The organism is Pseudomonas sp. TH39(2020) (assembly GCF_016650715.1).
GTDB classification, from domain to species: Bacteria; Pseudomonadota; Gammaproteobacteria; order Pseudomonadales; family Pseudomonadaceae; genus Aquipseudomonas; species Aquipseudomonas mandelii_C.
Window position 1 is genome coordinate 322796 of the sequence record NZ_JAEKFF010000002.1, and the last position, 22157, is coordinate 344952.

Genomic DNA, 22157 nt, shown 5'->3' on the forward strand with positions numbered 1-22157 from the left:
ATCGGTGAGATGAAAATGGTGCGCGTCACTGAGGGATGTCCACAGGGAACCCTCAGGCCTGATCCTGGATATCGCTATTGGCAAGTGGGTAAGGAACGGGATGCGTTGAGGTGGGGATCAGGTGTGACAACGCGAACAGTCTGGGCAGAGTAATTTTCGCTTGGGACATGAGACTTCCTTGTTCTACATCTCAACTCACAAACATCAAGTTTGCGTCGATGCTACTCATTTTGTAGGCAATATGCCATCTACCTGTGGGGCATAAGACCAAAGTCTTTTGGCGTCTTTCGAAAGCGGCGTGTAAACCTCAATGCCGGTGCTCGGCGTCTCGACTCAGGGGGCCTCTGCGGACCGAGCACGGAGGCCAGGTTGTCAGTATTGGCTGGCTGGCGCCCGTCCCAAAGGGGCCAGTGGAGGTTTAGGAGTATTTTTCGATGTCCTCATAGGCTATCCGGATCTGCGAAGAACATTTTGCCTTGGCTCTAATGCGGTGCTTTCAGTTCCTGAAAATTTTGCATTGCTCCCACTCGCATCGCAGGTCAAGAAAAAGCACGGCTGAAATGCGCCCCGGTCCACTGCGTTCCGGTGGCTCAATCAAACGGTTCTGGTGAACATACCCGGCAGCTTGTCATCGGCGAGCGGTTTGACTAGCAAGATAACCGGCCAGCACATCGATCATGTTCTGTTGATGTTGCGCGGCCTGCGCGTCACCCCATTGCTTGTGGGCGTAGATCAGCTTCATTTTCAGCGAGTCGACGCGTTCCCTGTTCCGGTTGTGGAAGTGCTGGCGCTTCTCGTTGAACGGCTTGTTGCCGTATTCGGAGTTGATGCCCCGCGAAACCAGAGCCAGGTTGCCGAAGGTGTCCAGTACCTGGTCCGAGACGGTATCGAGGTCGACGTCCTGTGCCGTCTGCGGCGAAATATGCTCGATCGAGCTCTTCGCCGTCATCCTAAATTGGGCGCGCTGCTGGTTATTCAACTGTGCGGCATTGGTGCTCCAGAGGACGAACTCCAGTTTGTAGAACCAGTAATGCGCGAACTTCAGGCCCAAGGCTGCGCCCAAAACCATATCGGGGTCGAGTAACGGCAAGGTTGCCACGTCATCGTTGAGCAAGACATGGCTGCGTTCGATCAATGGCCGGCTGTCGCTAGTGCACAGTAAGTGGTTATCCAGGTGCTTGAGTTGCCGCAGGTAGCTGGCCCGGCCCGTTCGATTTGCACGTATGTACGCCAGCAGAGGAGTGAGCCAGTAGTGAGTAGTGATCTGCTGCGAGTGGTAGAGCATGCTTTGCAGCAAGGCGAATTCGTGATCGCTGCTTTCTTCCCGGAACAACGTCGTGTAGACCTTGCCCGAAGCGGCTGGACTTTGCCGCTTGTGCATGTTGTGGATGAGGTGGTGTTCATCGCCATCGACCTCCACCCATTTGATGACATGTTTGTCGAAGCAGTAGCGCACTTCCCACACCAGGGCGATGAACTTTCGGACCTTGGAGCCCGCGCAGGACGGCTTGAGGAAATGTGTGTCGAACAGGGACAGCAGGTCCTTGTCGCTGATCCTGGGAATGTCCGCTTCACCCTGCTCGTGCAGCCATATGCGCAACGCGTGCTGTAGCAGCATCGAGAAGCTGATGATGCTGCGCACCTTGCGCGTGCCCTGGAATATTTCGAGGTGCTCGCCACCGAGCTGGGGGGGCGCAGCCGCCTTGCCGGCCAGGATCTCGCTCAGGGCCAGCGGGGGCGCGGCGCGGGTGGCGGAGAACTCATCGCGCAGAGCTTGCAGAACGCGGGACGACCAGGCCAGTTGCTCGTCATCGCGCTTTGCATCTGCATTCGAGAACAGGTGGTGCACATCGAGCCGAGTGATCCGGTGCAGATTGCGCTCCACATAGTCGTCCATGTAGGCGCAAGCCTCCCACAGCGCGGCATGCCGCTCTCGCTCGGCGCTATTATCGATGTGCTGGAGCAACCTGGCTTTAAGAATCTCATGGTGCTGCAACTGCGCGCCTCGGTTGTTAACCACCTCGAACACCTTGTTGAGGTCCATCGTCGCCGGGAACTGGGTCATGACCACGGTCAAGCTGTTCAACACATATTCGCTGAACGCAGCCAACTCGGCGTTCTCATGCCTGTTCCTGAACTCCTCGATGATCCCAAGCGCGTTGTCGATCTTGTCATGTTCTACAGATGGTGCCTGGCCGGAGGCGCAGATGGCCCTGAACGCTTTGTCGATGTCCGGCCGGATGGGAAAACCCAGGCGCGGGCGAAGCCCGCCTTCGTGTTCGCCTGCGAGGAACGGCCTGAGGTTCTGGCCCAAGGTCAGCGCCAACAACCACAAGGTGGTGAAGCGTTGCTGGCCATCGATCAGGTCGTATTCGACGGTCGAGCCTTTCTGGTGCCGGGGCATCACGAGGATGCCGCCCAAGTAGACGATGGGGCGTCGCTCTTCATACGCGGCCCACAGGTCCTCCAGCAAGGTGCGTACCTGTTCATCGCTCCAGACATATAGGCGCTGGAACACCGGGATCCGGAAGAACATGCCCTGCTCGGCGATCTGCCGCAACGTGATGGCGTGCGATTGTATGGTCATGCGCATTGCTCCTTGATCCAGGCCTCACGCCCGGCCAGCTTGCCTTCCTTGCCATAGAACGCCAACACCGCGGCCTTGTAGCGTCCGCGTACCGTCGAGTCTGTTTGGATTTCTTCGGCCGCATAGATGGCCGCGGCGCGTGGGTCGGACATCAGGAAACCGATGACTTCGTCCGGGGTATAGGCTTGGGCGATGACATCCAGCAGGTTCAGCGACGCGTCGCGCAGGTAGACGGTGACCGCTGCAGCGAAGATGTAGCTCTTTTCGATGCGGATGGCGCCGATGACAAAGTCCAGGCTGAGAGCGAAGCGCAGCAGGTCGCGGGTACCGAAACGATCGACAAACATCACCACCGCCAGGCAGAAGAGCTCGCGCAGATACGGCGAGAGGCGTAGGGTCACCGCGCTGTAGAACTGCCGGAATGCCCGCTCCTGCGTCGAGATGCCGAAAAGCTGGTTGACCAGGGCGGCGTACTTTTCGACATACAGGAAGAAACCGAGCCCGCGCTGGATCGGCTGGCGTAGGGAAAAGGGCAGGGCAGCGATGTCGTCCGGCTCGGGCAAGGCGCCGCGGCTCAACCTGAGATTGCCCGCCCGGGAGACCAGCAACTGCGCCGAAGCATAGGCGAGCGGCGCGGGCGAGATGTCCAGCCGGTTCCCTTGGTCAGGGCGCAGGGTATTTGCCTGGAACTCATTGATCACGCCGTCCCGGGATTCTTCCTGAAGTGCCTTCTGACCACGCCAGCGCCGGCCGCGCCAGAGCAGTTTGCCGAACAGCAACTCATCGAAGTCACCCGCGATACCTTGGCAGTGGTCATGTTTCTGCCAATGCTCCCAGCGCCCGGCGAACCGTGCCTGCAGTTTCTCCCGGTGCTCGCCCTCGATGGCCCGCAGGTGGAAAGCCTTGAGCAGGTCCGCGGCGCCCAGCGGCACGCCGCGGCTGTTCTGGTTATCGAAGAAGGTGAACGCCAGGTCTTCGTTGGGTACCGTTATCACGCTGAACATGATGCGCCGGAACAGGGCCTTGCAGTCATTCGTTAACCCCTCGGCTTCGATGATCCGCTGGGCTTGTTGGATATTGTTGACCGACTCCGGTGACCGGTAGGCAAAGTCGGCCCCGGTTGGCAGCGTGCCATGCAGCACATGGTAGAGAATGCACAGCGTTGTAAGGCGCTGCTGTCCGTCAATGACGAATTGCCTGTTCTTTGCGCGGTCCTGGTGAATGAGCAACGCACCCATGTAGTAGTCGAGTCCGTTCGCCATCTCCAACTTGAACTCGTGCAGGTCCTTGAGCAACTGTTGAACCTTTTCCTTGCCCCAGACGTAGGGACGCTGGTAGTTGTCCAGTGCTAGTGGCATCCGTTGCGAGGCAAGCAGCGCCTCGAAATGGGTAACTCTGACCTTCACAGCCTTGTTCCTGATCATCGTTGGCGAATCCTTGCGCTGGGCATCCCCTGAAAGGGCGGCAATCCTACCGCGAATGGTGAATGATGGCCATGAGCCGCCCTTTTGTGGATGCCTCCCGGAGTCCTTGCGGGTCGACAGTAGCGAGCGTTTATTGGAGGCCACTGCCTTTTCCAGAGCGCCGATTTGCAAGCCGCGGTACTCGCGGGTGGTACCGGTGATGACTTCCTGGCGGGTAGCGTCGAGTTTGTCTTGGGCCTTGGGCCTTGGGCCTTGGGGCTGTTGGCGCTTGCCTGGCTGCTGAGAACGCTGACTACACCAACGCGGTACAGCTGGATGTTGGTCTCCAGGCCGGTCGAGTTGTAGTGATTGCGCAGGTTCAATTCCGACCGCGACTGGCTTTCGCCGACGGTGCAGCCGGCGACGAAGTCCAGCGTGGGCCAGGTCGGCCGAGACAGTCTCGACCCGCCCGGGGGGCGGAGGGCAACAATGTGCTGCTTGGGCTGGGCGGAAAAGACACCCTCGATGGGCGGTCTCAGCGACGCCCCGATGAAAGGCGGTGCCAGCAACGGCTCCTTTGTGGTCGATAATCTCGGCGATGGGGTCAACGAAGCGGCGGGCGGGGTGTCGACCTGGTGCAGACCACCCTGGCCTGCTATCTGCTCGGCAACAACGTCGAGAACCTCACCTACACCGGCAGCAGTTTCACCGGTGCCGACAACCCGCTGACCAACACCATCAGCGGCAGGACCGGCAACGACTCGCTAGTGGCGCTCGATGGCGACGATGTCTTCGTGCTCGCAGCAGGCTTCAGCGCCGACCTGGTCTTCGGCTTCGACGCCGCCGGCGGGCGGGCGGTCCGGACCAGACCAGATGGACATCTCGGCGATAAGTATTGGACCGCGACCTCTGCCTCCCATTTGACCATCGCCGATGTGAGCACCAATATCCGGCTACTCCATGTATGGGGTGCTAGGGGGCGAGTGTTCGAATCACTCCGTCCCGACCATATTTATCAATGACTTAGCCCAATCTGAATAGGTTAGGTTTTTTCATGTCTGAAAAATACCCCCACATTTACCCCCGCAGATTTTTCGGCCATAAATCGTGATGTTGCCTAGTTGTAAGCGCGCGAGATACTTTGCCCCGGCAAGAATGCATGTGACTGGCGAATTTTGCAGGTCTTTAGTGTTAAGAATTCCGTTAGCACCCTTCTGTAATTTAGCCGTTTTCGGTCCGCCAGTTTCTGTAAGGGGTCGATTCCCATCACTCTCTGACAGAGATCTATTAGGCATCTATCATCCTGAAACACGAACATATCTCTGCGCGTCCCCCAATCTAAATGCGGATAGGTGGGTAGTGAGCCGTAGGCAGTCGCCAGTCTTCGGCAGGCAACGTATCTGGTACTCGCCATCATCGTATTTGTCCTGCTTGGGCGCAGCGCTGCTTGGCATCCCCATACTTATGCCGGTGTCTGCTATTTCAGCCTATGGCTGCCCGCGGAATTTGAAGCAAATTACGCGGACGCAGTCGCCGCTCACACGTATTCTGCTGTCCTCAGTGATACAGCCAGGGCTGTAGCGCGTTTAGATTGGTTACCACGATTTGCTGTGCGCTCGCCCTGGATTCCACTTTGTTCGCGTCAATTTGAAAACGTTGCAGTACGTATTGCACGAGAGCGCCGCGGCTAGGGAGGATGAGTTGGCCGTTTTGCATACCGTAGTCGATCTCAATGATGTTCTTTTGTTCAGGTGTCAGGCGTTGGTCAGGTTCGATGATTACATCAACCAGGGTGTTCCAACCGGTATCTGCCTCGCGGCTAAATGCAGAGGTGTCTAATACGTCCGGCTCACCCCGCAAGCGACTGAGTACGAAGTCGCGGTACTCGCCATTCTTCTCGCAGTAAGCGCGTACATGCCAGCGCATGCCGGTGTAGATCAGCGTGTGTGGAGCAATCAGGCGGATTTCTGAAATCGGCGTGGAAAATGATACGTACTCGGTTTCCAGTCGGAGGCCTTCACGACAGGCCTTAAGCAGCGGTCTTAGTACCTCTGGGCGGATCGTGCGGTCTGGCACATGCAGTACTTCAGTATGGGCATAGGCCAGAGCTAGGCCGTCGATGTGCGGCGCGCGTTCGTGATTCTGGTTGAGTAGGTGTAAATAGGCGCTGGCACTGTCATCGATGAAAAGTGGCTTGAACGCTTTGCTCGGCACATAGCCCTTCAGCGACTTGCTATATGTAAGGTTTTTAGGCGCATATTCATTTATGTAGCTGTTGATGTCCTTCGACGCCTGCTGCCGACTGATGCCAAAGCTCTGCATCAGGTGCCCTGTGGTCAGGCGGCCCTCCCACCAGGTAATGGTCTCGATCAGACGATAGCGTAAGGCCAGATCCCAGCGTACTTGTTCGATCGATTGCTTGCGTTTCATAACGTCTCCATCTGTGCAGAAACTTTACCTGTATATGCCTACATCATAGACCTGTCGTCAAAGGCTACATATCCTGCGATTGCGGTTCAAGATTGACCGCTAGTGCCGGGGGAAACGAGATGGAAGGTAAGGAGTTGGTGTGGTCAATTTTGGGAGGGGCAGGCTTGGTCATCATCACGCTGATGGTTGCGTTACTGATTCAAGCGTTGCTCCTGCGTACTATCCAGGATGCTCTCGCGCAACGGGCCGACGCCTTAACTCACCAACAGACAGTCAGCAAGAGGCTGACGCAGGAATATCGGGAGGTGTACTCGGCACTACGAGCAGAGCGTGCGCATGTCGAGCAGTTGCAGCGCAAAGTGCTGCTGATCCAAGGTTTGCTCACAGATTACTTGAGTGGCGTGGCAGTGAGTTTTTGAGTGGGCGAGAGAATGCAGCGATTCAATCGCTACGGTGTTTAAACCAAGCAAAGGAGTTGCCTTGCGGCTCCGTAGCTTTATTTTGGCTTCGCTGGTCATGCCGGCATAAATAGCATTCAGACTCAGAAAAGTGAGCTGAGCACCGATGGTCAGTGGGACTACAATAGGGTAGACCCAGAATGCGATCTGGGTATCGACCGCCGATGGGGTCACGACAAAAGCGGCACAGATCGTGATCTCGATAATGAAGGCAGTTGAAGTCAGGATTGCGGTGATGCGGATCGCTGTGAAGACAAGGATGGCCAGTAGATGGATAAGTTGACTAGAAATACGAAAAATTACCGCTGGCTTACCTGGTTTGCTTTACCGCCTGTTGGTGACATGGGTAATGTAACGCTTTGCTCATGTGAGGCAGGTCACGGTTCTCCAAGGGTGGCCCTCCATAAACGGTTCAAAGCAATCGACACGGATAATCTGGATCATCTGTGTACGCTGCTGTCTGTCCGTGCCGATAGTGGTTGTGGTTTTGTTGCCCCCGAATATCGCTACATGACGAACATTTAGGGAATGGAATGAATGGATTGATGGTTGGCGATCTCGTGTGTTCCAGTAATTTTTCCGGTATAGGAAAATTACTGAGCGTGGATCACAAGAGCAATGAGGGGGTGGTGGGGTTTTTTGAGTCGCCCATTAGTTCTGAGTGTCGACTGAAAGCCGTAGATGTTGCTTTGCTTGAAAGTGCACAGTTGTACGAAGAGTCGATTGTGTATTGTCAGGATCGTGCAAGCGGTATTTGGAGGAGGGGCAGGTACGCTGGTCCTCGCCCCGGTAACAGGCATCTAGTGATTTTTCGGGCTGGTGGAGATCAGCAAGAGGTCGACATTGATCAACTTAATTGCCTGAATATAGGGCCGGGAGAACTGCTCGACCCGGCGGCGTTTTTGGCTGCACGGTCAAATGACGCACCCTATTTTTGCTCCTTACGGCATGATTTTTTGAGCGCTTATATCGAGCAGCGCGCAGCCTGTCGTTCAATTTCGTCAATTCCCAGCAGCAGTGTTGAGTTGGAGCCGCATCAGATTGCTGTAGTGCGTCGTGTTCTCCAGGATCCAATACCTAAATACCTCTTGGCAGATGAAGTAGGCCTCGGCAAAACCATTGAAGCGGGCATGATCATTCGTGAGCATGTGTTAGAGAAAAAACATAACTCAAGAGTGCTTATCACAGTACCTGCGGCACTTATCGAGCAATGGCGAGATGAGTTGTCTGGACGCTTTCACCTTAGTGAGTTGTTGGCAAGTCAGGCTGAGCCGCAGCGATTGATTCGAATCTGCTCGCATGAGCAAGTAAATAGTGTGCTCAAGGGTTGGTTGCCGACCTTATTGGTGGTCGATGAGGCTCACCAAATTGCACCTTGGGCATGGGATCAACAGTTTGCAGTGCGTGAGCGTTTTCGTGCCCTGGCCGAAGGCTGTCAGGTGGCCTCGGTTGTACTGCTTCTTTCTGGTACTCCGCTAAACGGTAATGAGAAGAACTTTTTGGCAATGCTGCACTGCCTTAGTCCTGAGGCCTATGAATTGTCACAGGAGGGTGTGCGTCGTTTTACTACCCAGATTGCTGAGCGAGAATTAGTCGGTGGTTGGTACAGCGCCCTAACGCCAAGCAACTCCAACGCAGCTTTGGAGCATATACTTCAAAGTTTGGTGAGTAAATTCCCTGATGATCCGTCTCTGCAATCTTTAGTCAATGAGACCCTTCCGCTTGTAGATTTTTTTGCTGAGCAAAGTGGTGATCTGAGAATGCAGGCAGTCCAGACCGTAAGGCGTTACATCGGCGAACACTACCGACTTCATCAGCGAATGTTGCGTAACCGGCGCGAGTCGCAGCAACTGGCATGGCTGTTTCCAGGTCTTGCCGGCTTGAAACGTAGTTATTGGCCATTGGCCGAGAAAATGCCGTCTTTGGATTTGTTGCTTGAGGCGTATCGCAGTCAAGCAATTCGTGATCCTGATGATTTCCAGGCGATGAATGCAGAGGTGTACTTGCAATGGGTAGATGATCTATTGGTCAGTCCTTTGCTAGTCGGTCGGCGCGCTAGTCAGACCATTCAACGTCTGTCCGGTTCGCTGAAGCAGGCTGAACAGGAGTTTCTTGATGATATCTCCCAGCAAGCCCTTCACGAACAGGTAGATAAAGACAATTGCTTGATTGAAAGCCTTCGCAATTGGCTTGCTGAACATAAAAACGGCAAGGCAGTGGTATTCTGTGGGGTTGAGGAGGTTGCGCAACATATATTCACTTTGCTGGCTTTCGAGTTAGATGTGGCGGTTGAACGTTATATCCCCGAACGAGAGTTGCGATTCATCCGCCCTGTGAGTTCTGTCAGAGTGTTGGTATGCGACCAGCGGGGTGAGGACGGTCTTAACCTGCATGGGGGCCAGCGAATTGCAGTGCATTACAGTTTGCCACGCTCCTTCAGTCGTATTGAGCAGCGACTTGGCCGACTTAATCGTTACAGTGCCAACTTGGTCGGGGTTCGTCCAGTAGAAAGTTTGGCGCTACTTCCTGCAAATGACGGATTAATCCGCCGCTGGATTGATGTGCTGGATCTGTCAGTAGGCATATTCAACAACACGGTAGCTAGCTTGCAATATGTACTGGAGGAGCATCTTGAGAGCACCTGGAAAGCAGTAGCCTCTTCGGGTGATGAGGCGCTGCTACGGAGCGCAACAGGCTTAAGTGGCGATGATGGCTTGCTTGTACGTGAGCGACGTCGCGTGAAGGTTCAGGAAGAGTTGCTGGCGCTAGATGATGAGGTCAGCGAGGCTAAGGACTTCGCCGAACAAATAGCCAGCGCCGACGACTCCGCAGAAGAGCAAGCCAAGCGCATGTGCGCATGGATGACTAAGGGGCTGTCCTTCAATTTTGAGGGTGACTTGCAAAGTCCATTTAGACTCCGGTTCGCCGTAGAGGGATCACGTGAGGGCACCAAGACGTTAGTGGACGTCCAAACCTTTGTTGCTACCTGCCTAACCGGTATCGATCCCAAAAGTGGCAATCCCCCGGCAACTGCGCCAATGAGTGTTTCTAGAACCCAGGTTGCTGGTCAGTCCGGTGTGTATCCATTTCGATATGGTCAGCCGTTTGTAGACTCAGTTTATAATTTGATTACTGTTGATTCGCGAGGAGCAACCAGCGCTTTTCTGCGCATACTTGAAAAAGGCAATTTGAGCGCACCGAAAATATTCTTCCGACTTAATTGGTTGGTAACCGCTGTGAAGCTTGGGTCTAGTCGTCTGGAACAAGTCTGTGGCGATGAGGCGTTGATGCCTTCAGTGCAGAGCCATTGGCTGGCGGAGGATGGCAGTCTGGTGGTTGCTGAGAGCATGTTGAGGTCGTTGGAGTGGCCTTATGACAAAGCTAATCCCAGCTTTCAAGATTTCAATCTGCGCAGTGACGCCTGGCCTGAGTTTGAGTCCTTATTACCTGCAGAGCACTGGAAGCGAATGATCTTGGAGATCGCCTCTAGAAGTCGCCAACAGATTTTGGCTGACCTGCCCCAGGTGCAGATCTGTTCGTTTGAGCCGCAACTGCAACTGCTATCGATGCATGCGGTAGTTGTGTGTACAAACAAGATGCTGAAGGGGGCTTGATGCAAGCACAGTGGAACGCCCTACAAGCAGCATTGTTGAATCCAGGCTTAGTTTGCGAAACCAGCACACTGTCTGAATCGTTTTTTATTCGGTTATTAAAGGTTTTTCGGGATCTTAAATCTGGTCCGGCGGACCGCGCGGCGGTGTGCCGGGATGCTTTGGGTTGTGCATTAGCGCACGGCATGATCGACCCCGTGTTGCGACTACCTGCCAATGCCGTTAGTGACATGCATCTTTCTCGTGCTGGAGTAGTCCGGGATGCCATGACGGGTTACGTGCGGATGGCGGATGTTCAGAATAATGATGCGCTTGATGTTTATGGACATCATCCCCGTCGACATCTGAAGGCCGTGCCAATGGATGCAGCTTTGCGGCAAAGGCTCAAAAATGAGCAGTTCGCTTCATACCAGGGGCTTGGGCAGCAAGCAGCAATACGTACAGTTTTAACATCCCCTCCTGACAGTACGCTGATCATCAACCTGCCAACCGGTAGCGGAAAGACCCTAGTCATTCATGCTCTGAGCCTGTTTTCGGGCAAGCAGAAACTGGTACTGGTCATTGTACCAACAGTAGGGTTGGCGCTGGAGCAGGCAACCCGTGCCGCTGAGGTACTTAACCGTGCAGACTGTGGTCATGGCGGTAGTTATGTCTTGTATGGAGGCCAGGCGGATGCTGAGCACCAGCAAGTCCTCGAACGTTTGAAAGACGGGGGGCAGCGTATTTTGTTCTGCTCGCCTGAGTTAGCTAGCGGCAAACTCCGGCCGGCGCTATTTCGGTTGGCACAGCAAGGGCAGTTGGAGGCTCTGGTTGTTGACGAGGCGCATATTATTGACCACTGGGGGGCAGGATTTCGTCCTGAATTCCAGTTGCTGGCACCCCTGTTTCGCTCGCTGAGGGAGCATTCACCGAAAGGCATACGTACAGTCTTGATGTCGGCAACCTTCAGTGATCCGACGCTGCAGTTGCTTAAAGATTCTTTTGTTCTGGAAGGCAAACAAGCCATTGAAATTCATGGCAGCTTTTTACGCCCAGAATTGAATTTTAATGTGTTGAAAACCGCGGACCCTACAGAGCATCAACTTGCTGTATTGGACGCGCTTCGGTGTTTGCCTCGGCCACTGATTTTGTATACCACACAGAAAAAAGAGGCTGAAAACTGGAAACATTTACTGCTTGGCAATGGGTTCACTAGAGTCGGATTATTCCATGGCTCAACAGCCGCAGATCAGCGCGACGCGCTGATTCGCAAGTGGGGAAATGACGAACTAGATATCATGGTCGCTACCTCCGCCTTCGGTGTAGGCATGGATAAGTCCGGGGTGCGTTCGGTACTGCATGCGGCTGTGCCGGAGAGTTTGGATCGGTTCTATCAGGAGGCTGGTCGAGGGGGGCGTGACGGTACAGCCTGCTGGTCTTGGCTTATCTACCACCCAGGACAGTTGAGTGTGGCGGAAAGACTTTCGCAGGAGAAGTTGATCTCTGCGGAGTTGGGGGTGGAACGCTGGAAAATGTTGTTGGAAAGCAGGGAGAGCAGCGGTGAATACTTCACAATTTCTCGATCTGCTCTGCATCGCGGCCTGCCACGACATAGCAAGCGTAATGAAAAATGGAACCTGCGCACCCTGCAGTTGATGCAGCGTGCGGGGGTGATTCGTCTGTTTTTTACTCCACCCGAACCGCCACAGTTCGAGGGTGAGATAACTCCAGAGAATGAGCAGGTTCTTAATGATTATTTTGAGGATTATTTCAGCCGTATTGGCGTTCAGATCCTCATTGACGCCCATTTGGCTCCAGAGGTATGGCAGCAACAGGTAGCCCCGCGCCGTGATCAGGAAAAAAAGGCCAGGGCTGATGGTTTTTCTCGTCTAACCGGATGGCTAAAGGACACGCGGCAACCGCTATGTTGGCAGTTGGATGAGTTTTATCGCCCTAGCGGCATCGCCCCTGAACGCAGTTGTGGCGGATGTCCTGGCTGTCGTAATCAAGGACGAGGAGCTTTTACCCCGACGCTGGGGCATTTATTCCATCTGCGCGGCGTGGAGCCATTATCTGTTCCGAGTTGGATGCCATCTTCACAGTTGTTGCGGGTCCGCTACCGACCTGAGTCGTACGCTAGGGTTACCTCCAAAGCGATGCTGCACAATTGGCGTTTCTGGTTGCAGAACTTACTGCGTACCAGGCAAGTTCAGGCTGTACGCGCCAGTCAGGTAGTGCTGGATGAGATGTACCAAGACGACGCCCTTAAGACGCTACCATTCTGGTGTGCGCTTGCACCTCAAGATAGTGCTGGGGGATGGCTGGAGTTGGTGCTACTGATGCCTGGAGAAACTCATTTGCCGCTGCCGAGTTTTGATGATCCCCTAAGAGTTATTGTCGCACCTGAAGGATTGGCTGACCCGTATTTGCCTTATCGCACGTGGTGGGAATGTCACCCCGGCAGCATGGTTTTGGAAAGTTTTGTACAGGAGTCTCAATAATGTCGATGGTGAATAATGCCAATCCAGGCAGCAGTTTGGTGTTGCTGAATCTCATTGATCGAGTGCTAGTGCGAAAAGGTAAGTCTATATCTCGTGTCGATGTTTTGGAGATTCTTCGTCCTGAGTTTTTACCTAAATCCGCAAATGCTCAAAAACGGTTTGAGTGGAATCTGGATTTTTGGTTAAAGGAAGGACTTTGGTTGCAAGATGACACTGGCATGATCTCTGTACCTGAGGGCGCGACAGATCGAAATTTAGCACATAGAGTGTTGGCATTAATAATCGGCAATGCCAAAAAAAATGCTGATCAGGCCCTTCTGGATGATAGACGAGTTGAACCTTTTTTTCGGGCTATGACCTGTCTGCTGGTGCAGCAGGGCTATACCTTTATGGGGGGAGAACCGTTGTTGTCTAGCAATGCACAAGAAGCGGTAAATCGCTGGCTACCTGGTGAACGAGGCCTTAATCTCACTAACGAGTTACCTATTTTTTTACAGTACGGCGATTTTTTTGGATTTCTCGAGCCTTTCGGTGCGGGATATATTGTCGATCCAACTCGAGCTATTGTGCCGTATTTAGAAACGATGTTTTTAGGTGAAAGCAAATTGTCGTTAAAGGTTTTTATTGAGCGATTGGCCGAGCAAATACCCCTGTTGGACGGGGGGCACTTCCGTTGTTTACTCGAACCTTTGATGCAGGAGTTAGGTTGGCATCCGAGGGAGGCTCATCAGGTCAGTCCGGCACTAAGCCACGCATTGGTGCGTTTGGAGAGTGCTTTTCGCCTGCGCTTTGAGAAGGCCTCCGACGACACCACTAGTATGCAACTACAACTTCCTGGCGGAGTCCATCGTTTTGTTAGTGAGGTTGTCTACGTTCCAGCGGTGACTGTATGAGCCTGATTAATTACTGGCCCCAGCCTGAATATGTCACCCAATGCATTCGCACGGAGGCCGAAGAACTGGCGGAGCATGTACTGCTGGCGGTGCATGAGCCTATGCAGTTGCTACGTGTGGGCTCTGGTGCGGATCAATTATGCGACGAAGAAAATCTGCTTGAACACTTTCTATCGATAGAACGACCGATCCCTATCATTGGACGTTCCGGGGTAGGTAAGTCCCACCTGATTCGCTGGTTGGATGCCAAACTAAAATTACACTCTGATTGCCAGAGTTGGCATGTCGTGCGCATTCCGAAAAATGCCAGTCTGCGCCAGGTACTGGAACTCTTATTGGCTGGACTTGAGGGAGAGGATTTCGAGCAGGCTCGTAGTAGGATAAGTTCGGTTGGTGAGCAATTAAAGACCGATGCGGTTGCGGACCTGTTGCTAACATTCATGTCTCAGCAGTTGAATGAGTTGCACCAAGATGCTGCTCAGAAGGTGGCGTATTACCGTGAACATCCATCGGCACGTCAGCAGTTGAGGGCTGAAGAGGCGCAGCGCTTGCGAGATATTCAAACCTATACACTGCCTGGTCGGGGTCTCTCAGAGTTAATTACTGACCCTAACTTCAAAAAAAGCCTGCTTAAACCAGAGCATTGCATACACCAGTTTGCTAGTCGTTTGACGCAGGGGGCAACTGATCATGAACTTCTCCGTAACGATTACCAAATCAAGGACGGGGATCTTGACTTTAGTTTCAATCTTGATGACTTATGTCTAAGCGCACGGCAGTGTGTCAGTCAGACCCAGTTGAACACCAACCAACTTGCGCGTGAGGGTGCGGCCCGCGTACTGAATGAAGTTCTTGGTGAGTCTACACGTACGGTTTTTGGATATCTTTTTCAATTCAATGGTGGCAGTTTTCAAGACCTGTTCAAAGAGATACGCCGCTCACTGAAACAACAAAACCGCACTCTGGTGGTACTGGTAGAGGACATGGCGGCAATCTCCGCTATTGAAGACGTGCTCATAGACAGTTTGCTGGAGGAATCGGTGCGTGATGGTGAGCAGGAGTTATGCACGCTGCGTTCGGCGATTGCGGTAACCGATGGCTACCAAGGCTATTTGCGGCGTCAGGATACAATTAAAACCCGTGCGCAATATGAGTGGCATATTCGTGAGCAGGGACAAGACCCTGAGCAGACCTTAGAGCGAATTGTCAATTTCTGCGGACGTTATCTGAATGCCGCCCGCTTTGGCAGTGAGGCGCTGAAATCTTCTTGGTTAGTTCGAAAATCTGATTCGTGGCCGCCAGTTTGGTCAGATCCCGATGACGATAGCGATGACTTAAAAGCATTCGGGTATGCTACGTTTGGAGTGCCATTATTCCCTTTTAATCGTAATGCCATTGCTGCACTGGCAGATAGTTTTTGTCGTAAAGGCGATGAAGAACTCAAGTTTAATCCCCGCCAGGTATTGAACGAGATTCTCTTGCGCACGCTAAGCAATTACCGGAAAACATGCTTGTCGAAGGCGTTTCCGCCCGCTGACTTTGCCGGGATTAAAGTTAAGGCTGGATTGTCAGGTGCTTTGCAGAAGCTTGAAAAGCCAGAGCGATGCAAAACACTAGCCGCGATCTGGGGATATGACAGTCGCTCGATCGAAGATCTGCAAAGAAAGATGGATCGCCGGGTTGCCAGGATCTTTGGTTTAGACGGCCTAGCTGCAATGCTCAAGGACGGATTGAGTATTTATGAGGCTACCCCGAGTGGATCCATAGTTTCGGAAACCTCAATTCGAGCGGTAAAACAGGGCGCCTTACCAGAATTATCCCCTGAGACTGTTGACTCCAATCAGCTAGAGTTGCACCTATTAGAAGAGGTTGTCACCCTTTGGTTTCAGCGTAAGCAAAAGCTTGGGCAAGAAGAGGCTCGTATTCTACGGGCAGGCCTCTTGGGGATGTATGAGCAGTATGCACGCCTGGACTGGATTGGCCTAAAGGAAAAGCCTTCTCTGAAGATTTCAAGTCGTATACTTATCGAGCTTCCTTATGCTATGGGTAATAACGCGGGAAGTAAGATGCATTTTTGCTTGGAAGAGGATTTTAAGCTTCCGCAGAAAGCAGAATTTCTGCAGGGTGTAGCACTTGCACTGCTCCGTTACGAATACTTTAACCGCAAGTCTGACCGCGACATCGGGTGGGGGTATCCCAACGGGTTCGGGGATTATCTTCTCTATCAGAGTTTCGCCGCGTACTGGGTGCCGGACATGTTGCAGACACTGGCGGTCGAGATGCGGCAAGCCTTACCAGGCGTACTAGGTAAGCAACTGCAATCGGCCATGACACTGGGTTTGCTGACGGACAGCAATAATGACCGTCAGCGCTTAAACGAATTACTCAGAACCGCTGAGGAGATTCGTGAGAGTGAGATGTCGGCAGTTGTGCCAGAGCTAAAGCAAGCACGCGAGCAAGTGCTTGAGAAATGGGATGATCAGCGTGAGGCCTGGTTGAAACTAGTTTCCGCGAATGATCACGGGATGGATGGAGATCTAGCACTCAACGCTTTTAAAGTCGCCAAGACCAACCAAGACCCTCAACTAGTGAAATTGTCAAACACAATAACTCAAGCTCTGCGACCGTCAATCAATGTTGTTGAAGTGTTAGATGGTTGTACTCGACAAGATACCTTCTGTTCTTTGCTAGATGAGATGGCGGGGCTGGTGCGTGATATCAGTGTTGGTGGGCAGCATTATCCAACACTGCCAGATTTCCCTAATGCTAAGAAAATGCAGGCCTCACTGGTTGCCTTGAAAGACAGTGAGAGTTGGAGAGTGGTTAAAGACCTGCTTGCACTCCGTGAAGAAACGGATGTGATTAGGCGCTTGCAACGAGTCAACCAACTTGATGGTCTACGGTTGGAGTTAGTAGTGAAGGTGCTAACCAATTGGAACATATTTTACGGTTTCGTGTTGCCTAGGTTAGAGTCGGAAAATGAGAAGTGGGGAGGCGACATTTTGAAGCAGTCTCAAGACAGTGTGACCCGTCTACTTGATGAAATGGCTAAAACTGTGACTGATCTGCGGGACGAAAATCATGAGCATGCTTGAACAGCAGGTCCAAAGTCTGCGCAGTGAACAACTGTTAAGTCAGTCTGCTGGACAGTCCCGTGAATCCATCGAGGATTGTAAGCATATCTATGAGCGCTTCCAAAATATCGCCAGTAGTCTTAAAGTTATGGTGGCCAATGCGGCGGTGCTCAAGGCGCTTCCGGTAGATGCTCCCGAGTCGATGCAATTAAGTACTGAACTACAAAAGCAATGCGGAAAAGCAATTGTAAGTCTTAAAGCTTTCACTGACGTTTGGTCTCAGAAAAAATCTGCGGCCCGTCAGGATGATGCGCTTGATAATGCTCAGGTAGCACTCGGCAAACTAACCACTGAGTTAGAAGAAAAAGTTATATCGTGTTGGAAAAATTGGACCGCTCAACTTGATAGCTTATGCCGTGTTGAGCAGGTGATGCTCGATACCCAGCGCGGTATTCCTGGCGTCGAGAAATTCTATACGGAATACGTCGCTCTTCGTAAGCAGTTCTTGGCACAAGCCAAACAGATGCCTGAGACCGTTTGGTCTATTCAAGAGTTAAAGAAACTGGCTGAACGCATGCAGCAGGTGCGGGATCAGATGGATTTCGATCTGCCAGCAGATGTTGGCCGCTTTTTTAATCAACTTAATCAACTCGCAAGTCTTGGGCGGGCACCGCTGTCCATGATGACGCTAGAGGCTTTTCAGTGGCTTCAAAAACACGATCTGCTGGAGCAGTTCACAGTTAGTCGGAAAGCTTTCTGATGACCATTACTCTGGGGCAGTTGCACGCTTGCTTGGACAAGTTGGAAGAGCAGGAAACCAGCTTGTTGGTTTGGGGCGATACCGGTGGTTTCTTCAGCGAAGATGAGGTGTTGACAATCCTGGAAGAAGTACTGCCTGATCACGATCCCTATGATGTGCTGATTGCGTTGAGCAAGCACGCGATGCTCATCGAGGTGCCCCATCCTGAAGGGCTCACAAATGTTTACCGGACGCGTATGGGCGAGGCGGCGCACCTGTACCGCAACCTTCGGCAATGGTTTCTCAACCAACCGATAGGTCGCGCTCGTACGTTAGTGTCGGATTTCCGATTTTTGCGTCGGCCTCGTAGTTACCCCAAACGCGATCATGATGTGGCGCAATTGCTGCCGAAGTGGTTGCAGTTGTCGACACTGTGTGATCCTGAATATTTAAAGGCCGCCATTGAGTTGTTACTCAATCCAGCCAGCAATCTGCGAAATTTGGCCGGTTTTCAGTCCCGCGCCACATCAAGTATTTTGCAGGCTTTTAGTGAGCATCGCTACCGACCGACTCATGCCTCCGGCACCATCGTTTGTGCCGGTACTGGTAGTGGTAAGACGCTGTCGTTCTATTTACCAGGCCTAGCCTCGCTAGCTGCAGACCTGCTGAGTGATCACACGCCCAGGGTGCGGATTCTAGCCATCTATCCGCGCAATGAACTGCTCAAAGACCAGTTTATGGAAGCCTGGAGCCAGTGTCGTAAACTCGATGGTCTGATGCAAACCGGAACTGGCCGCAAGATTCGCATCGGTGCACTGTACGGAGATACTCCTACTGAGTGGCGATGGGCGGGGGTAGATTTTAAAACGAAGAAACCAAGTTTGGCGTTTGACCTACTACGTTGCCCGAGCAGCAGTTGCGGCGGAAAGATGGAATGGCGTGCCAACCTTAAAGAGGTTAACTGCAATCGCTGCGGGCACCACGTAGCCGATGACGAGGTGGCTTTGACTCGTCGCTGCCAGACCGATGTTCCGCCGGACATTTTGTTTACCACCACTGAGATGCTCAATCGGAGACTTGGGGATTACAGTTGTAACCATCTGTTTGGTGTTGGCCCGCAAGCGGGGCCAGCGCTAGTGTTACTCGATGAGGTGCACACTTACGGTGGCGGTAGCGGAGCTCAGACGGCCTATTTACTGCGGCGTTGGATGAAACGCGCTCAATGCCGACCACATTTTGTTGGGCTATCTGCAACCTTAGTCGATGCCGCACGTTTTTTTGCCGAACTGGTCGGGGCGCGCGACGAGCATGTTGAACTGGTTGAACCGTTGTCTGATGAAATGATTGATGAAGGCGCGGAGTACCTGATGGTACTGCGCGGTGATCCGGTCTCACAGACTGCTTTGCTGTCGACCACCATTCAGGCCAGCATGCTAACTAGGCGTATTCTGGATGCCCGCAAGAGCTGTTCTAAGGGGACGTGGGGAAGTAAAGCATTTGTCTTTACCGACGACTTGGACGCGAACAATCGTCTTTATCACCAGCTAGCAGATGCTGAAGGATGGCGCACGAATAAGTGGGGGCTAACACCCCATCACCCAACACTGGCTAGCCTGCGTGGTCCAAAGGATCGGCAGGATGAAGATGAGCAGGAAGCGACGCATCCACTAGAACGTATCCGTCTGGGGCAAGACTGGCGAGTGGGCACAGATATCGGCCATTTGCTCGGTGAGGATGATCGTGCGGTAGTCGGTCGTACGTCGAGCCAGGATGCAGGGGTCGATGCTGACGCTGAGATTGTCGTTGCTACGGCTTCACTTGAGGTAGGCTTCAATGACCCGGCAGTGGGGGCAGTCCTGCAGCATAAGGCACCGCGTGATGTTGCATCCTATTTGCAGCGCAAGGGCCGTGCAGGCCGCTCTCGCAACATGCGCCCTTGGATGTTGGTAGTTCTCTCCGAGTTCGGTCGTGATCGAGTTGCATTTCAACGCTACGAAGAGTTGCTTAGCCCAGAAATTAAGCGGCAGGGTCTACCGCTGCACAACAGCCATATTCAGAAAATGCAGGCGGCTATGGCACTGCTCGACTGGCTAAGTGCGCAATTAGGTAGTGGTGCCGTGTGGACGATACTTCGTAAGCCTCAGGCTAATAAGAGTAGTTGCAAGCGACTACTGATTTTGGTTGAGCAATTACTGCAACCAAGCAGCCAGCAAGATCAGTTTACCGCCTATCTAAAAGATGCCCTCCAGGTTGATAACGGTACTCTGCTGCGCATTCTCTGGGCACCCCCGCGTTCGGTAATGTTTGAACTACTACCTGCGCTGCAGCGCAAACTAGTTACCGATTGGAGCGCCAATGGCCAACTGTGGGAGGATGTGGCTAAAGGGAGTTCGCCGCTGCCGGAATTTATCCCCGAAGCGCTGTTTAGCGAACTCAGCTTACCTAGTCTGTTTATCGCCTTGGTGCGCGGGGTGGATTTGAGCGTCGAGTGGAGAGATTTGCCAATTTTCCAAGCGCTACGCGAGTTTGCCCCAGGACGAATTTCAAAGCGGTATGCCATTGACAGTAACTTGGATGCTGACTGGCTAATTCCAGTAAATTTTGTTCCTGAGCCTGACTCCATCCAACAGTCTGGGTTTGAGGTCTGTGAGGCTTTTGGCGAGCAGTTGCGCGATGAAGGCTCGGTTGGCAGTAGCGCTGCTCAGTCCTTGACAGTACTGCGTCCTAATGCTGTCTATACCCGCCGTCTCGAGCCGAAGTTAAATTTAACTGAGAAAAGCAACGCGCGACTAGTGTGGCAGGCCGAGTTTCGTGTGCCGTCACTGACTGAGTTGCATGAGCCTCCAGTTGGCAGTTGGGGGAGAAATCTTACCGATGTGACCTTCTGTTTGCACCAGCAAATGACTCCTCTGGAGGTGGTGCGTTTTAGCACTGCGGCGCAAGCCACTTTACGGTTTACCAACGGTGCAAGTACCCGAGTCAGATTTGATTGGGAGCGCAGTGGTGAACCTGTTGCTATCGGTGCTCGGCAATGGGTCGATGGTATGCGCATTCGATTTCGGATTAGTGATCAAGTGATTGTCGATATGTTGGCAAATCCGCAGGTTTTACATGGACTCCGCCCTGTGTTCTTCCGTCATCTTGTTGATCAACTAGATATTTTTGGTGGTGATTCGTTCAAGGCAAATTGGGTTGCAGAGTGTTATTTAGCTGCGCTGGCTGGAGAGTTCCTTAGTCTGGATCCTACAGAACCTCAACCAATAACCAGTGCCCTCACCCGGTTGCACACGGCGGCCGGTATTGAGCGTTTGCGCATAATCCCACAGAGTTTGTTTCAACCCGATGAGCAGTTGGACTCTGTGCAAGAGCAAAAACTGCAAACAGATTTACGTGAGTTGCTAGCACGAGATGATCTGCTTAACGGCCTACAGGAGTGCGCCCGTGCATTGTGGGTTGATGTAGATTTGCTACCTGAATTGCTCCTCTGGGGTCGCACATTGCTAGCCAATACCCTGGCTGGCGCTGCCCAGCGAGCAATGTGCGTACTGTTGCCAGATGTTGATGAACGGGTGGTGGTGGCCGATGCTTTTTGGCTGGAGGACTGCCTAGAAGTTTGGTTGAATGAGGCGGAGGCTGGGGGCAACGGAATTATAAGTCGCCTGGAGCAAGCATATTTCGAGGATCCGCTTCGCGTTCTTAATACTCTCGCGCGTAGCCTGCAGCCAGGTGACTATGAGCAGATCGATTTTCATCTTTTCCAATTGCTGGAGCAGGTAGCCCCTGGGGGTAGTCTGGCCGATGCGCTAGCCGCGGTGAGAGGGGCCGGTGATCTGCAGCAGCGTCGTGATGCCAATGCAGAGTTGCACCGACTTCTGCTCAGCGAGGGCTTTACCCTGAGTCACAGTTTTTTGAGTGTGTTGCATTCGAGAGTTTTAAGACCTGGTAGCAGTGACTCCACTGACGCAAACTTGCTTGATTTACTGAGCAGTTGGCGAGCGTTGGAGGCCCATAGCGGCCTTGAGTGGGGTCTGAATATCGTTGCTCATGCACTAGCGACCAAAGAGTTGGGTAGGCAGGCATCTCCCGTTGAGGTGTTCCAAGGCCTTTGTCGCAATCAGGGGTTGTTGTGGCCACGTGGTCATGCCATTCGCCAGTCTGAAATGAGTTACTACAACCCATTCCAACATAGTGTTGCTACCACCGAGCGCTTGCTTGGCAGTTTGCTGTTTGCTGAGACCCAACCGCATGTTCAATTTTCTCCTGATTACTTGGCTGAGTTGCACAAGGTGTTATGCCGAGCAGGGCGAGCAGACCTGTTACTGCCGCGTGCGCAGATCACCAAAATCTCGCAACTGATTTCTGATATTCAGTTACAGCCTGTTGATCACTCAGGGCTTTGGTTATATCCGCGCATTGGGGCTATAACTCGGTTGCAGGATGGTTTGGTATTGCGCGTCGAACTGGCCGAGGCCATTTAATAAG

General features: G+C 53.0%; 12 protein-coding genes. 9 read left to right on the forward strand and 3 right to left on the reverse strand.

The window, feature by feature from the left end; all coding sequences use genetic code 11:
* Positions 1-628 precede the first annotated feature (628 nt).
* Positions 629-2587, reverse strand: a complete 1959-nt coding sequence (locus tag JFU47_RS01475) for a DUF262 domain-containing protein (protein ID WP_201180312.1) — start codon at positions 2585-2587, stop codon at positions 629-631.
* Positions 2584-4011 (reverse strand): DUF262 domain-containing protein, encoded by a 1428-nt coding sequence (locus JFU47_RS01480; RefSeq protein ID WP_201180313.1) that lies wholly within the window; start codon positions 4009-4011, stop codon positions 2584-2586. The genes JFU47_RS01475 and JFU47_RS01480 overlap by 4 nt, the downstream gene beginning before the upstream one ends.
* 614 nt (positions 4012-4625) lie before the next feature.
* Here JFU47_RS01480 and JFU47_RS01485 point away from each other — a divergent pair.
* Entirely contained in the window at positions 4626-5012 is a 387-nt protein-coding gene (locus JFU47_RS01485) for a hypothetical protein (RefSeq protein ID WP_201180314.1), read from the forward strand.
* Between the two features lie 535 nt (positions 5013-5547).
* Here JFU47_RS01485 and JFU47_RS01490 read toward each other — a convergent pair.
* The gene (locus JFU47_RS01490) at positions 5548-6420 is read right to left on the reverse strand and encodes a WYL domain-containing protein (RefSeq protein ID WP_054615462.1); all 873 of its coding nucleotides are present in this window, start codon (positions 6418-6420) and stop codon (positions 5548-5550) included.
* A 119-nt stretch (positions 6421-6539) separates the two neighbouring features.
* Here JFU47_RS01490 and JFU47_RS01495 point away from each other — a divergent pair, with 119 nt between their 5' ends.
* The 8 genes from JFU47_RS01495 (at position 6540) to dpdJ (ending at position 22153) form a co-directional block, all read left to right on the forward strand.
* Positions 6540-6839 carry a hypothetical protein gene (locus tag JFU47_RS01495; protein WP_201180315.1) on the forward strand — a complete coding sequence of 100 codons (300 nt, stop codon included), beginning with the start codon at positions 6540-6542 and terminating at the stop codon, positions 6837-6839.
* A gap of 309 nt (positions 6840-7148) precedes the next feature.
* The gene (locus JFU47_RS01500) at positions 7149-7403 is read left to right on the forward strand and encodes a hypothetical protein (protein ID WP_201180316.1); all 255 of its coding nucleotides are present in this window, start codon (positions 7149-7151) and stop codon (positions 7401-7403) included.
* 8 nt (positions 7404-7411) lie between these two features.
* Positions 7412-10492, forward strand: a complete 3081-nt coding sequence (gene dpdE, locus JFU47_RS01505) for a protein DpdE (protein ID WP_201180318.1) — start codon at positions 7412-7414, stop codon at positions 10490-10492.
* Entirely contained in the window at positions 10492-12969 is a 2478-nt protein-coding gene (dpdF, locus tag JFU47_RS01510; protein WP_201180320.1) for a protein DpdF, read from the forward strand. Before dpdE ends, dpdF begins: the two co-directional genes overlap by 1 nt.
* Complete coding sequence (dpdG, locus tag JFU47_RS01515) at positions 12969-13862, forward strand: protein DpdG (RefSeq protein ID WP_201180322.1); 894 nt, start codon at positions 12969-12971, stop codon at positions 13860-13862. Before dpdF ends, dpdG begins: the two co-directional genes overlap by 1 nt.
* The gene (gene dpdH, locus JFU47_RS01520; protein ID WP_201180323.1) at positions 13859-16957 is read left to right on the forward strand and encodes a protein DpdH; all 3099 of its coding nucleotides are present in this window, start codon (positions 13859-13861) and stop codon (positions 16955-16957) included. The genes dpdG and dpdH overlap by 4 nt, the downstream gene beginning before the upstream one ends.
* Positions 16944-17696 carry a hypothetical protein gene (locus tag JFU47_RS01525; RefSeq protein ID WP_201180324.1) on the forward strand — a complete coding sequence of 251 codons (753 nt, stop codon included), beginning with the start codon at positions 16944-16946 and terminating at the stop codon, positions 17694-17696. Before dpdH ends, JFU47_RS01525 begins: the two co-directional genes overlap by 14 nt.
* Complete coding sequence (gene dpdJ, locus JFU47_RS01530; RefSeq protein ID WP_201180327.1) at positions 17696-22153, forward strand: protein DpdJ; 4458 nt, start codon at positions 17696-17698, stop codon at positions 22151-22153. The genes JFU47_RS01525 and dpdJ overlap by 1 nt, the downstream gene beginning before the upstream one ends.
* Positions 22154-22157: the final 4 nt, after the last annotated feature.

What these genes read in the sequence shown, in the direction of transcription:
- JFU47_RS01495 (WP_201180315.1), top strand. Translation starts at nt 6,540, where the DNA reads ATGGAAGGTAAGGAGTTGGTGTGGTCAATTTTGGGAGGGGCAGGCTTG.
- dpdH (WP_201180323.1), top strand. Translation starts at nt 13,859, where the DNA reads ATGAGCCTGATTAATTACTGGCCCCAGCCTGAATATGTCACCCAATGC.
- dpdE (WP_201180318.1), top strand. Translation starts at nt 7,412, where the DNA reads ATGAATGGATTGATGGTTGGCGATCTCGTGTGTTCCAGTAATTTTTCC.
- dpdG (WP_201180322.1), top strand. Translation starts at nt 12,969, where the DNA reads ATGTCGATGGTGAATAATGCCAATCCAGGCAGCAGTTTGGTGTTGCTG.
- JFU47_RS01525 (WP_201180324.1), top strand. Translation starts at nt 16,944, where the DNA reads ATGAGCATGCTTGAACAGCAGGTCCAAAGTCTGCGCAGTGAACAACTG.
- JFU47_RS01475 (WP_201180312.1), bottom strand. Translation starts at nt 2,587, where the DNA reads ATGACCATACAATCGCACGCCATCACGTTGCGGCAGATCGCCGAGCAG.
- JFU47_RS01490 (WP_054615462.1), bottom strand. Translation starts at nt 6,420, where the DNA reads ATGAAACGCAAGCAATCGATCGAACAAGTACGCTGGGATCTGGCCTTA.
- dpdJ (WP_201180327.1), top strand. Translation starts at nt 17,696, where the DNA reads ATGACCATTACTCTGGGGCAGTTGCACGCTTGCTTGGACAAGTTGGAA.
- JFU47_RS01500 (WP_201180316.1), top strand. Translation starts at nt 7,149, where the DNA reads ATGGATAAGTTGACTAGAAATACGAAAAATTACCGCTGGCTTACCTGG.
- dpdF (WP_201180320.1), top strand. Translation starts at nt 10,492, where the DNA reads ATGCAAGCACAGTGGAACGCCCTACAAGCAGCATTGTTGAATCCAGGC.
- JFU47_RS01480 (WP_201180313.1), bottom strand. Translation starts at nt 4,011, where the DNA reads ATGATCAGGAACAAGGCTGTGAAGGTCAGAGTTACCCATTTCGAGGCG.